We start from the raw sequence: 12,481 nt of genomic DNA, 5'->3' as shown, positions 1-12,481 counted from the left end.
CGTATTAACCGTTTTATTACTATTTTTGTAGGCAAATAGCGATGCATGGACAACTCATCATTGATAAAATCTCCGATTTCTGAGGAATTGGAGGACTTCAAGAAGCTTTTTGAAAGTACCCTCTCCAGTTCCAACCTTTTGCTGAACAGCGTAATTGCGCATATCCGGCAGAAGAACGGGAAGATGATGCGCCCCATTCTGGTACTTCTGGCTGCGAAGCTTTTTGGCAAGGTATGTCCTGCAACCCTGCATGCTGCGGTTGCGTTGGAACTTCTTCATAACGCCAGCCTTGTGCACGATGATGTAGTGGACGAAAGTACTGAACGCCGTGGACAACTCTCCGTTAATGCCATTTTCAATAATAAAGTAGCCGTACTGGCAGGCGATTATCTGCTTGCAACAGCGTTGGTGCAAGTGAGCATGACCCGTAACCATGACATTATCGATATCGTCTCTTGCCTGGGGCAGGATTTGGCAGATGGTGAACTTCTGCAGCTTTCCAACGTCAGCAATCTTCATTTCTCCGAGGAAGTCTATTTCGACGTTATCCGCAAGAAGACGGCCGTGCTCTTTGCAGCTTGTACGAAGGCGGGCGCTCTCTCGGTGGGGGCTAGCGATGAAAAGGCGGAATCTGCGCGTCTGTTCGGTGAATATATCGGGCTTTGTTTTCAGATAAAGGATGATATTTTCGATTACTCCGAGAGCAAGGAAATAGGCAAACCTACCGGAAATGATATGGTGGAGGGGAAGTTGACTCTGCCCGCGCTTCATGTGCTCAATACCGTGAAGGATAAAACAGCGGAAGAAATTGCCGTAAAGATAAAGAATGGGGAGGCAACGCCTGGCGAAATAGCCCATTTAATCGAATTTACCAAGCAGTATGGTGGCATAGAGTATGCTTCGCAAGTGATGTATGATTATAAGGGAAAAGCCCTTTCTTTGTTGGCTTCTTTGCCCGATACGGAGGTAAAAGCGGCGCTTACCGGGTATCTGGACTATGTGGTGGAACGGGAAAAATAACAGAACTGTTTTCGGTTGATAATATGAAAAAGCCTGATGGAGTGGATTCCATCAGGCTTTATTTATAGGTAAATGCAGCTTCCTCTTAAAAGAATTTCATTTCCTCGCCCTTGATTTCCGAAAGCAGCAGGTTGGCAAGACGACTGGTTCCCAAGCGGAACAGTTCGTTGTTCAGCCATTCTTCGCCGAGCACTTCCTTGACGATGGTGTAATAAATCAGTGCATCGTTCACGCAGTTGATTCCTCCTGCGGGCTTAAAGCCTACCTTGATACCCGTCAGCTCGTGATATTCCTTGATGGCCTGGCACATAACCAGGGCGGCCTCCGGCGTGGCGGCAGGCTGCTGCTTGCCGGTGGAAGTCTTGATGAAATCGGCACCCGAATACATGGAAAGGATGGATGCTTTTTTGATGTTCGAAGCCGTCTTCAAAGCTCCGGTTTCGAGGATTACCTTCATGTGGTGCTCTTTGCAGGTTGCTTTGAGTTCTTGTATCTCCTCGCACATGCCTTCATAGTCTCCAGCCAGGAACTTGCCCACCGAAATAACGATGTCTATTTCATCGGCGCCTTCCATCAGTGCCATGGCAGTTTCTGCCACTTTCACTTCAATGAAAGTCTGGGAGGAGGGGAAACCTGCTGATACACAAGCTATTTTTACATCCTCCACTTCCAGCGTGTCTTTTACGACTTCTGCAAAATTGGGGTATACACAGATGGCTGCCACATTCTTCAGGTCGGGGAACTCTTCGTCGAATTTATTCACTTTCTGGGTGAATTTCATGACGCTTTCATCGCTGTCTTCACTCTTCAGGGTGGTAAGGTCGATGCAGTTGAACAGGAATTTCTTTACCTCCGGTGTATTGTTTGCCGGTACCTTCTCTGCAATGATTCTGGCAGCTTGTGCAGCTATTTCTGCATCATCCAGTTGGGTGTTGTACTTTGCCAGGGCGGCGTCATACTTACTCTGGGTAGGCTCATTCTTCTCCATGGTCTTTCAATTTAGGGTTATTGATATGTCTTGTCTGGTCACGTCTGGTTTTCTTCTCGAAGTTGCGGCAGAAGGCGTCTGTCAGGTTCACTCCGGTCTGGTTCGCAAGGCAGAGAAGTACCCAAAGAACATCTGCCATCTCATCGTCGAGATTGTCTTTTTCTCCTTTCTTGAAGGATTGGTCGCCATACTTGCGTGCCATGACGCGGGCGAGTTCGCCCACTTCTTCGGTCAGTATCGCCATATTGGTGAGTTCGCTGAAATAGCGCACTCCGTATTCCTTTATCCAGGAATCCACTTGTTTCTGTGCTTCTTCTAACGTCATTATTCCTTGTTTTTTGTATCTATACAGATGGTCACGGGACCATCGTTCATCAGTTCTACTTTCATATCGGCACCAAATTCGCCGGTACCTATTTCTTTACCTAATGCTAAACTCAGTTCCCGGCAGAATTGTTCGTACAGTGGGACGGATATTTCCGGCCGTGCTGCCCGTATGTAGGAGGGACGGTTGCCTTTCTTGGTGGAGGCGTGGAGGGTGAACTGGCTGATAACCAGTATCTCGCCGTCTGCTTCAAGAATGGATTTGTTCATTACGCCGTTTTCGTCATCGAAAATGCGCAGGTTGACTATCTTCTTGCAAAGCCAGTCAATATCTTCTTTTCCATCGGATTCTTCGATGCCTACGAGTATCATGAGGCCCTTTCCAATGGAGGCTTTGCAGGTTCCGTTGATGGTGACGGAAGCGTGTCCGGCACGTTGTATCACTACTCTCATGTTGTTCTTGTCTTTTTGAGGGGACAAAGTTACGAATTAATTCGTTGTGTGCATGGCTCTGCAGGCTGATTTATCAGTCATTATTTCTCTGAGAAATAGGTCTGGATGATTTTGGCTTTCGCTTCTCCCACCACGGCGGCAAGCTCCTCGGCAGATGCTTCGCGGATACGCTTCACGCTTTTGAACTCCTTGAGCAACGTGCTTTTCGTCTTTTCACCGATACCTTTTATCTCGTCCAGTGCGGAGGCAATCTGCCGTTTGCTGCGCTTGTCGCGGTGGAAGGTAATGGCGAAGCGGTGCACTTCATCTTGAATCTGCGTCAGCAGTCGGAAGAGGGGGGTGTTCTGTTTCAATCCGATGGTCTGGGGAGGGTAGCCATACAATAGCTCGGAAGTGCGATGTTTGCCATCTTTGGCAAGTCCGGCAATGGGGATGTTCAGGCCAAGCTCGTCTATCACCTCTTTTACGGCGCTCATTTGCCCTTTTCCACCGTCGGTGATAAGAAGGTCGGGCAGGGGTGCTTTCTCTTCTATAGCGCGCTGATAGCGCCGTTTTACGACCTCTTTCATGGAGGCATAGTCATCCGGTCCCTCTACGGTCTTGATATTGTACTTGCGGTAATCCTTCTTGGAAGGTTTCCCCTTGACGAAGACCACGCACCCGGCCACGGGGTCGGAACCCTGGATGTTGGAGTTGTCGAAACATTCTATCTGCATGGGCAGGCGGTCCAGGTGCAGCTCTTGCTGTATCTCTTTCAGCAGGCGCACGGTCCGTTGCTCCGGATTCAGCTTTTCGGCTTGCTTCAGGCGGTCGGCTTTGTACTGCTTCACGTTGAGGATGGAGAGTTCCAGCAGCTTCTTTTTGTCTCCCCGTTGCGGGATGGTAAAGACGACATCTTTCAGCTCCATATCCAGCTCAAAAGGCACGATGATTTCGCGAGAAAGGCTCTTGTATCTTTCCCGCATTTCGATGATGCCGAGAGAGAGCAGTTCTTCTTTGCTCTCATTCAATCGTTTCTTGTATTCAAAGGTGAAAGCCTGGTTGATGGCACCGTTCGTAATGTGCAGGTAGTTGACGAAAGCGGACTTTTCATCGCTGTCTTCCTCGATGGAGAACACGTCGATATTGTGCAGCACGTTGCTTACCACTTCCGATTTCGCCCGGTAGTTTTCCAGCAGCAGGTATTTCTTCTTTATCTTCTGTGCTTCTTCAAACTTCATTTCGGCTGCCAGTTCCTGCATTTGCTGGAAAAGCATCCGTTCTATCTCCTGGGTATTCCCTTTGAGTATTTCCTTGATTTCAGCGATGTTTTTCAGATACTCTTCTTGACTTTGCTTCCCGATGCAAGGTCCTGCACAGTTCTTGATGTGGTATTCCAGGCAAACATTGAACTTTCCGGCACGTATGTTTTCCGGAGAGAGGTTCAGGTGGCATGTACGCAAAGGGTACAGATGCTTGATGAGGTCGAGTAATGCGTACATGGAAGGTATATGGCTGTAAGGGCCATAATAGGAGGAACCGTTACGGATTATCTTCCGGGTTCTGAATACACGTGGAAAGTATTCGTTCTGCACGCAGATGCTGGGATACGTCTTGTCGTCTTTCAACAGTACGTTGTAGCGAGGCTTGTATTTCTTGATAAGATTGTTTTCCAACAATAGCGCGTCTTCTTCCGTATTCACCACGATATATCGGATATCTGCAATCTTGCTGACCAGCACCCTCGTCTTTCCCGGTTCGTGCTCCCGGTTGAAGTAGGAAGACACTCTTCGCTTCAGATTCTTTGCCTTTCCTACATATATAATAGTCCCTTCGGTATTCAGATATTGGTAAATACCGGGACTTTCGGGAAGGTTGGATACAATCCCTTTGAGGTAGTCGTTAGTTCTGAGTTCTTCCATAATACCGACGTTTCACCACAGATTACACAGATTAGCGCAGATTTCTCTTTGATAAAACTGTGTTTTGTGGTGGATAAATAATCTGTGTTAATCTGTGTAATCTGTGGTGAAATATGAAATGGCTAAAGCGACAGCACAGCCTCCACTTCCACATCATCTCCAAACACATCCTTGCCATGAAGCTCTTTCAGCTCGATGATGAAGTTTACATACACTTTCTTGGGGTTCATCTGTTTCACCAGTTTGCAGGCGGCTTCCATTGTTCCACCGGTTGCCAGCAAGTCGTCGTGTAGCAATACTACATCGTCTTCATTGATGGCATCCTTGTGCATCTGCACGGTGTCTTTGCCATATTCTTTATCATAGCTTTCTTCAATGGTTTCTGCAGGAAGCTTTCCCGGCTTGCGGATAGGTACGAAGCCTGCCCCCAGTCTGGTGGCGAGAATGGGGCCCATAATGAATCCTCTTGATTCTATACCCACTACTTTGGTGATGCCTTTGTCTTTATACATCTCGTATAGTGTGTCCGAGAGTTCCTGCAAGGCGGTAGGCTCCTTGAACAAGGTAGTTACATCGTAGAATAGAATTCCCGGAATGGGGAAGTCGGGTATTTCTCGGATGCTTTTGGTAAGAGTTTCTTTACTCATAATCAGTTTGTTTAATACGTTTATTGAATTCTTTGTTTCACGTGGAACTTTGCGCTCTATCGTCCGCAAAGTACCAGTAGCACGTTGATGTCGCTTGGAGATACTCCCGGAATCCGACCCGCTTGGGCTATTGTTTCCGGATCTATCTTCATCAGCTTCTGTCTAGCTTCGGTAGAAAGGGATTGAATGGAATTATAGTCAAACTTACCTTTTATCTTGATACTTTCCAATCTTGCCAATTTATCCGCAATAATCCGTTCGCGTCCGATGTATCCCTCGTACTTGATGAGTATTTCTGCAGCTTCTACAATTTCTTCCTTTCTATCGGATATTTTATCCAGTTCTCGTTTAAAGGCACTGACGTGTTCGGCAATGTTCTCAATCGTTATCTGCGGACGGTTTATCAAATCTATCAATTTGCATCCCTGGCGCAGTGGAGTTGTGCCGAGCTGCTCCAATACCGGATTGATTAATGCCGGTTTCATCGAGTAATTCCGCGCGAAGTCTATAATCCGGTTCACGGCTTCACGTTTTTCTGTCAGCAGCTTGTACCGCTCTTCCTTGGCGAGTCCCAGCTTCCAGGCTTTTTCCGTGAGTCGCATGTCCGCATCATCCATACGGAGCAGGATGCGATATTCGGCACGGGAAGTAAACATACGGTAAGGCTCGTCCACACCTTTTGTTACCAAGTCATCGATTAAAACGCCGATATATGCTTCATCCCTTGCAAGGGTGAACGGTTCTCCGCCGTGGCAATTGATGTGGGCGTTGATACCTGCCATGATTCCTTGTCCAGCTGCTTCCTCGTAACCGGTTGTTCCGTTTACTTGTCCGGCAAAGAACAGATTCTTTATATTCTTCGTTTCCAGCGTATGTTTCAGTTGGGTGGGGTCAAAGAAGTCGTATTCGATGGCATAGCCCGGGCGGTAGATGACGAGGTCTCTGAACGCCGGTATCTGTTTCAATGCTGCAATCTGGATGTTCATGGGCAATGAAGAAGAGAATCCATTCAAGTAGAGCTCTTGGGTTGTTTCCCCTTCGGGCTCCAGGAAAAGCTGGTGCTGCGGTTTGTCGGGGAAAGTCACAATCTTGGTTTCTATACTGGGGCAATAACGTGGGCCGATACTTTGGATTTGTCCGTTGAAAAGGGGAGAATCCGGCAGACCTTCCTGCAGGATGCGGTGTGCTTCTTCGTTGGTGAAGCAGGTCCAGCAAGGGAGCTGTTTCAAATGGCGTACATGAGTGTCCATGAACGAGAACTTGTGGAAGTCACATTCTCCGTCTTGGATTTCCATATCCTCATAATGCACGCTGCGTCCATCTATGCGTACGGGGGTTCCCGTCTTCATGCGTCCAAAGGTGATGCCATGCTTTGCGATGGATTCGGTTAATTGGTAGGATGCAGGTTCTGCCATACGTCCGCCTGGAAGCATGGTACGTCCCACGTGCATCAGTCCATTGAGGAAAGTTCCTGCGGTGAGTACTACACATTTGGCATGGAACGTTACTCCCCATAATGTGACTACTCCCGTAATCTCACCGTTTTCAACGAGGATTTCCTGCACGGTATCCTGCCAGATATGCAGGTTGGGGATATTTTCCAGTATCTCTCTCCATGCCCAGATGAATTTGTTGCGGTCGCACTGCGCGCGCGGACTCCACATAGCGGGACCTTTGGAACGGTTCAGTATACGGAACTGTATGGCTGTCTGGTCTGTCACCAATCCCATATATCCTCCCAAGGCGTCTATTTCGCGTACTATCTGTCCTTTGGCGATGCCTCCCACTGCCGGGTTACAACTCATCTGTCCGATTTTGTTCATATCCATTGTGATAAGACAAGTCTTCGAACCCAGGTTTGCAGCAGCGGCAGCGGCTTCGCATCCTGCGTGTCCGGCGCCGATTACAATAACGTCATACTTAAACTCCATTCGTTCAGTGTATTTTAAAACTGTGCAAAGTTACGAAAAAAGTTGTATGCCGGGACGTGTCATATCTTAAAATCCGGATATATCTTCTTTGGCATTGCTTATATTTCCGTATCCAGCATCATACTTATTGCTTGGAATGCTTAGGTTGTAGACATATTGCTTGTGTTTGGCTTAAAATACAATCAAAATGAAGCTTTTTGAATACTATTGCTTTTCTTTTTGAAAAAGATACATACCTTTGCAGCGTTTGGATATTAAAAAGTGTTTTGATTGACTAATTTTAAGGAAGAGAAGCATGAGAAAGAAATTCTTCTTGTTAATCATTGTCTGCCTGGTTATGGGGGCGGGAGTGATGGCTCAGACGTCTACGGTCTCGGGAACAGTATTTGCCGAGGACAACAATGAGCCGATTATTGGGGCATCGGTATTGGTGAAGGGCACAACGCTGGGGGCCGTGACCGATATCGAAGGTAAATTTACAATCTTGAATGTGCCGGGCACGGCAAAGACAGTGATTGTCTCTTTTGTAGGTATGCAGAAAGTAGAAGCTGCCATAAAGCCTGCTATGAAGGTGGTGCTGAAATCGGATTCGGAACTACTGGATGAAGTGATGGTGGTGGCTTACGGCACGGCCAAAAAGAGCAGCTATGCAGGTTCGGCTTCTTTAGTGAAAGCGGATGCGCTGAAAGACATTCCGACGACCAGCTTTGAAAACGCGTTGAACGGTAAAGTGGCGGGCTTGCAACTGACGAATAATTCCGGCCAGGCGGGTTCCGCACCGGCCATCCGCATCCGTGGCATAGGTTCTATGAATGCCGGGAATGAACCGTTGTATGTAGTGGACGGTGTTCCGGTCTCTTCGGGCAATACGGGGCAGATGAGCGGTGAGCTCTATTCTACCAACAACATCATGAATACGTTGAACCCGGAAGACATCGAATCTATTTCTGTATTGAAAGATGCGGCGGCCAGCTCGCTTTATGGGTCGCGTGCGGCAAACGGCGTCATTCTGATTACTACCAAAAAAGGACAGATTGGCAAGCCGGTGGTGACGCTGAAAGCCGAAGTGGGCTTCACGCCCTGCTGGGCAACGGACAACTATGAAACGGCCAGCGTACAGGAGAATGTGAATATGCTCTACACCGTATTTCACGATGCCCGTACAAGCGGTAAGGGCGAAACGGACGAAAAGGCGGCAGCCTATGCCATAGGCCAGTTGAACAGCCGTTTCAACAAACATGGCTACCAATTTACCACAAATGGTACGGGAGCTTACGAGAACGTCAATATCCTTGAGTACGACAACTCCGGGCGTGGAGGCAAATACTACGATTGGGACAAGGCATATTTCCGTACCGCCATTTACCAGACCTACGATATGTCCGTCAGTGGTGCTACGCAGAATACCAACTATTACACTTCCCTTTCCTATACCCAGGACGAGGGACGTTTGAAGATGAACAGCTTCGACCGTGTTTCCGGTCGCCTGAACCTCACCCAGAAGGTGGGGAAATTCCTTGAACTGACCACCAATGCCAGCCTGGCGCGTACCAAGAAAAGCGGTTATAATGATACACGCAACACGGGCAGTAATTACTTCATGCAGACCCGTAACTTGCTGTGGGGACTCTACTGGCCCACTGATTACAAGACCGGCGAGCTCTGGACCGAACGTTACGGTAGCTACGCCTACAATGGGCTTTATTATGACAAAGAGTGGGAGAACGGTTCTACCAGTACCAAAATCATGGCTGCGGAGACGCTCACCCTGCATCTGATGCCGGGCCTGGACCTTCGTTCTATCTACTCTTACGACAATACTACTGTAAAAGACCATATCTATTACAGTGCCAATCACTATAAAGGCTCGGCAGACAATGGGAATGTCAACGAATACCGTACTACATACGAGAAGATGGTTACCTCCACTACCGCCAATTATACCGGCACCTTCGACAAACACACAGTTGGCACCATGGTGGGTTTCGAAGCGGAGAAGAACAAGACAGACTATGTGCGTGCCACAGGAAGCAATCTTGCGGTCAGCACCATTCATACAGTTTCTACTGCCGGAACGCAGACTTCTGCCGGATATTCCTGGGGAAACTCGATGGTGTCCGTGCTCTCCAAGTTGGATTATAATTACGATGAACGCTACTTCATTTCCGGTTCTTACCGCCGCGACGGTTCTTCCCGGCTCAGCAAGCAGGAACGTTGGGGAAACTTCTGGTCAGTGGCAGGAGCGTGGAACATCATGCGCGAGGGTTTTATGAGCAAATATTCTTTCCTGAGCAACCTGCGTATACGTGCCTCTTATGGTATTAACGGTACGCTGCCTTCGGACAATTACGGCTATATGAGCTTGATGAGCTATACCAGTAAGTACATGGGTAACCCGGGCGGTACAATCACTACCGTCACCAATGACAAGCTGTCTTGGGAGACGAGCTACAACACGAATGTGGGTATCGACTTCGGCTTCTTCGGCCAACGTCTGCGCGGTACGGTGGAATACTTCAACCGTGATTCGAAGAACCTGCTCCAGGATGTTCCCATTTCGATGGTTACGGGATTTTCCTCTACGTTGCGGAACGTAGGATGCATCAACAACCATGGGGTAGAGGTGGAGTTGAGTGGTGACATCATTGATAGTAAAGGATGGTTATGGAGTGCCGGTGTCAACGCAACCTTCCTCCGTTCTGAGGTGAAAGAGTTGTATGGCGGTGCGGACATTATCTGGTACGACCCCACCAGTAGCGACAGCCGTGCGCAATATGTATACCGGGAAGGTCAGTCCACGCTGGCTTTCTATGGATACGAATGGGCAGGTGTGGACAAGACCAACGGCAAGAACGTCTACTATGTAAATGACCCCAAGAATGGCAAGGCCGGAGATTTTGAGTATAACGGACGCGGAGCTACTTATGACTATAACAATGCCAACTACACCATCATCGGCAATGCCGTTCCCAAAGTGTATGGGGGCATCAATACCTCGGTCTCCTACAAAGGCATAGCCCTTTCGTTGGGCTTTACCTATAAGATAGGAGGAGACTTGTACGATGGAGCCTACATGGATGTGGCCGACGACGGTTATTATTGGGAGCGTATCCGTGCTAAAAGCTACTACAACAACCTTTGGACGCCAGACCATACGAACGGTACAGAGCCCCGTATCGAAGGTGTAGACCTCGATGACCCGCAACAATACAGCAGCCGCCACTTGTTCAATGCCAGTTATCTGCGCTTGAAGAATCTCTCATTGGCCTATACGCTGCCCAAAGCCATGACCCGCAAGGCTTTCATCGAGAATGCCCGCCTTTTCTTCACTGCCAGCAACCTTTGGACAATAGCCAAATACAAGGAGGCAGACCCCGAAGTGAGCGAATACGGCACACGTGGTTGGGAAACCCCTATCGGAAAAACATTTGTCGTTGGCGTTGAATTGAAATTTTAATGAACTGGAGGAACTAACAATGAAAAAGATATATCATTTATTGGCACTTGTGATACTTGGTGCCTTTACATTCACTTCGTGTGACGATTTTCTGGATATGCAGCCCACCAACTCCGGAAATGCAGAAGGTGCTGTCGGTACGGTAGCCGATGCGCAGGTGGTTATCAACGGTGTGATGAGTGCGATGACCTCATCGTCCTATTACGGCAGAAACCTTTTTATGTACGGTGATGCTAAGGGCGGTGACCTCACGATTTTTGCTGCCGGACGCGGACTGGATGCATTCTATACGTTCAACCACACTTCCAACAGCAATACTTATTCCGGTTTCTGGAGCCGTGGATATTACTGCATTCTGCAGGTCAACACCTTGTTGAGCAACATTGAGAAGCTGGAAGAATCGGGCAGTATGGAAGACTTTTCCGAAGCCAAAGGGCAGGCGTTGACTCTGAGGGCGCTGTTCTATTTCGATTTGGTCCGTCTCTACGGGCTTCCTTACAATTACAACAAGACCTCTTATGGAGTTCCCAATGTAACCGAGCCGCTTACGGTGAACGCCCAGCCCACCCGTGCTACTGTGGAGGAGAACTATCGCCAGATTCTGCAGGACTTGTCGGACGGGGCGGCCCTTCTTGCCAAGAAGAAGACAAAGCAGAGCGGATATGCGGACTATTACACCAACATAGCCCTGCAAGCGCGTGTGAAACTCTATATGGAAGATTATGACGGTGCTTTGAACGCTGCCCGGGAGATTATAGAAAGCGGTGTGTACAAACTGTATGAGCCTGCCGATTGGACGGCTTCCTGGAGCAAGCAGTTTGGTTCCGAGTCCATCTTTGAGCTGGGCATCACCACTGAGGAATCAGACCTGGGAACTTCTTCTTTGGGCTTTTACCTGATGCGCTACGGACAGTTGAAGAATGCCATGGGCTGGTATCTTGCCAGCGATTATTTCCTGAACCGTCTGGGTGAAGACGAGACGGATGTGCGTTGGGGAATCATGGACAACGATGAATACTGGGTGGACAATGAGATTGAACGCAAGGGAGCCTGCTACAAGTATATGGGCAGTACCACCCTGGCAGGTGACGGCAAGGCAACCAATACAGCCGTCAATATCAAGATAATCCGTCTTTCCGAGATATATCTGATTGCCGCCGAAGCAGCCTTGCACTCCACGAAGCAGGAAGCAGGCGCAGATGCCGCCGCCGGTTACCTGAATGAAATCCGCAGGCGTTCTCCCGGACTGGCACCGGCCACTGCCGCTACCATTACCGATGATATGATTCTGGACGAGCGCAGCAAGGAGCTTTTTGGTGAAGGACAACGCTTCTTCGACATGATGCGTATGGGCAGAACCATCGAATTCAACGACGATTTTCAAGATATTCCGGTGAGTCACCGTGGAAAAACAATCGACCGTACTTTCGAGAAGATTGTGCTTCCTATTTCGCAGGATGAGATAAATGCCAATCCGGCATTGGAGAACCAGCAGAATCCGGGATATTAGTCGTTCCCTGCTGTCTATTGTTTGCTACTCCTTGTATATCAGGGAGGTATTTTGCCAACAAGTTGTCACTGCCTTGGCAAACTTTTGCCACGCCTATGGCAAAGTTTTGCCAACGCGGTGGCAAAGTCTTGCCAATGGGAAGGCAAAACCTTGTCATAGGCGTGGCAAGAAAAGCGGAAAAAGGTGCCTTTGATGAATTTCTTTGATAAAATGAGATGGTAATACCTTGATATTCCACAAAAATACTATT

9 protein-coding genes are annotated in these 12,481 nt (G+C 48.4%); 3 read left to right on the top strand and 6 right to left on the bottom strand.

Annotated features, from left to right (window positions below; translation table 11 throughout):
• Window positions 1–45: 45 nt before the first annotated feature.
• On the top strand, window positions 46–1,020 hold the full coding sequence (locus DW096_RS08530; protein ID WP_120028729.1) for a polyprenyl synthetase family protein: 975 nt from the start codon (window positions 46–48) through the stop codon (window positions 1,018–1,020).
• Between the two features lie 85 nt (window positions 1,021–1,105).
• Here DW096_RS08530 and deoC read toward each other — a convergent pair whose 3' ends face one another.
• The 6 genes from deoC to mnmG all read right to left on the bottom strand — a co-directional run bounded on the left by deoC (window position 1,106) and on the right by mnmG (window position 7,264).
• Window positions 1,106–2,008, bottom strand: coding sequence for a deoxyribose-phosphate aldolase (deoC, locus tag DW096_RS08525; protein WP_009037467.1), 903 nt, complete (start codon window positions 2,006–2,008; stop codon window positions 1,106–1,108).
• Entirely contained in the window at window positions 1,995–2,333 is a 339-nt protein-coding gene (locus tag DW096_RS08520; RefSeq protein ID WP_005826173.1) for a nucleotide pyrophosphohydrolase, read from the bottom strand. The genes deoC and DW096_RS08520 overlap by 14 nt, the downstream gene beginning before the upstream one ends.
• Window positions 2,333–2,785: a D-aminoacyl-tRNA deacylase gene (gene dtd / locus DW096_RS08515; protein ID WP_005826171.1), complete on the bottom strand. Its 453-nt coding sequence runs from the start codon at window positions 2,783–2,785 to the stop codon at window positions 2,333–2,335. Before dtd ends, DW096_RS08520 begins: the two co-directional genes overlap by 1 nt.
• An 80-nt stretch (window positions 2,786–2,865) precedes the next feature.
• Window positions 2,866–4,686 (bottom strand): excinuclease ABC subunit UvrC, encoded by a 1,821-nt coding sequence (gene uvrC, locus DW096_RS08510; RefSeq protein WP_005833920.1) that lies wholly within the window; start codon window positions 4,684–4,686, stop codon window positions 2,866–2,868.
• 122 nt (window positions 4,687–4,808) lie between these two features.
• Window positions 4,809–5,333: an adenine phosphoribosyltransferase gene (locus DW096_RS08505; RefSeq protein ID WP_005826167.1), complete on the bottom strand. Its 525-nt coding sequence runs from the start codon at window positions 5,331–5,333 to the stop codon at window positions 4,809–4,811.
• Between the two features lie 56 nt (window positions 5,334–5,389).
• A complete protein-coding gene (gene mnmG / locus DW096_RS08500) occupies window positions 5,390–7,264 on the bottom strand; it encodes a tRNA uridine-5-carboxymethylaminomethyl(34) synthesis enzyme MnmG (RefSeq protein ID WP_117963413.1) in 1,875 nt (624 codons plus the stop codon).
• Between the two features lie 295 nt (window positions 7,265–7,559).
• On the opposite strand from mnmG, the gene DW096_RS08495 reads away from it, so the two are divergent.
• Both DW096_RS08495 and DW096_RS08490 read left to right on the top strand, forming a co-directional pair.
• The gene (locus DW096_RS08495) at window positions 7,560–10,721 is read left to right on the top strand and encodes a TonB-dependent receptor (protein WP_005826161.1); all 3,162 of its coding nucleotides are present in this window, start codon (window positions 7,560–7,562) and stop codon (window positions 10,719–10,721) included.
• 19 nt (window positions 10,722–10,740) lie between these two features.
• Window positions 10,741–12,231: a RagB/SusD family nutrient uptake outer membrane protein gene (locus DW096_RS08490; protein WP_005833916.1), complete on the top strand. Its 1,491-nt coding sequence runs from the start codon at window positions 10,741–10,743 to the stop codon at window positions 12,229–12,231.
• Window positions 12,232–12,481: the final 250 nt, after the last annotated feature.

Source organism: Bacteroides sp. AM07-18 (assembly GCF_003602695.1).
GTDB lineage: Bacteria > Bacteroidota > Bacteroidia > Bacteroidales > Bacteroidaceae > Bacteroides > Bacteroides uniformis.
This window is presented reverse-complemented; position numbering and strand designations above follow the sequence as displayed.